Consider the following 1,138-nt stretch of genomic DNA (forward strand, 5'->3'; position numbering starts at 1 on the left):
TGCTGGGTGAGGAGCACCGCGCCCGGCTGGTGTGGGGCTACGTCCAGCGTCAGGACCTGCGCCGCCTGACGCAGGCAATCAAGGCGCGGGGCAGCAACGCCGGCCGCTCGGCCATCGACTCGCACATCCTGTTCGCGCTGTGGCTGTATGCCACGCTCGACGGCGTGGGCAGTGGCCGAGAGATCGCCCGGCTCACGTGCGAACACGACGCCTACCGCTGGATCTGCGGCGGGGTGTCGGTGAACTACCACGCGCTCAACGACTTCCGCTCGGGCAACGAGGCGCTGATGGACGAGGTGCTCACCGCCAATGTGGCAGCGCTGGCGTCAGCCGGGGCGATCAGCCTAGAGCGCGCGAGCAGCCCAGCAGCGTGAAGAGCGTATCCGTGCGGCGCTGGAGCAATTGCCCCAGGTGCAGGCGGCCAAGCGGCGCAACGGCGACAAGCCCGCGGACGCACGCGCGAGCACGACCGACGCCGATGCGCGGGTGATGAAGATGGGCGACGGCGGCTTCAGGCCGGCGTTCAACGTGCAGTTGGCCACGACCTGCCAGGACCAGGTGATCGTCGGCGTGGCCGTGACCAACGTGGGCAGCGACATGGCGCAGATGGCGCCGATGGTCGAGCACGTCATCGAACGAACCGGCAGCACGCCCGGGCAGTGGCTGGTCGATGGTGGGTTCCCCGCACACGAACAGATCGACGCGGTGCACGGGCACACCCAAGGCAAGACGGAGGTCATCGCGCCGGTGCCCGAGCCCAAGGTCAGGGCCAAGGCAGGCAAGGACGGTGATGACGGCACCCCACCGGCGGACAAGCACCAGCGCAAGGCCGGCGACTCCGAGCCGGTGGCGCAGTGGCGAGCGCGCATGGCTGACGAAGCCATCAAGGAGATCTACAAGCAGCGCGCGGCCACGGCCAAGTGCGTCAACGCGCTGGCGCGCAACCGCGGGCTGCAGCGCATGCCGGTGCGCGGGCTGAGCAAGGTCCGCGCGGTGACCATGCTGTACGCGCTGGCGCACAACCTGATGCGCATGGTCAAGATCGCGCCGCAGTTGATCGGTGTGGGCGCAGGTGCGTCCGCAATGACCCAGGCGGCTGCATAAGAGGCTCGAAGTGAGAAATCGTCCTGAATCCCCC

1 pseudogene is annotated in these 1,138 nt (G+C 68.7%); it reads left to right on the top strand.

The window, feature by feature from the left end:
- Positions 1-2: 2 nt before the first annotated feature.
- A pseudogene (locus tag ACG0Z3_RS23155) lies at positions 3-1,104 on the top strand (transposase).
- The last annotated feature ends 34 nt before the right edge of the window (positions 1,105-1,138 follow it).

It is taken from the genome of Pelomonas margarita, from assembly GCF_043555875.1.
GTDB lineage: Bacteria > Pseudomonadota > Gammaproteobacteria > Burkholderiales > Burkholderiaceae_C > Pelomonas > Pelomonas margarita.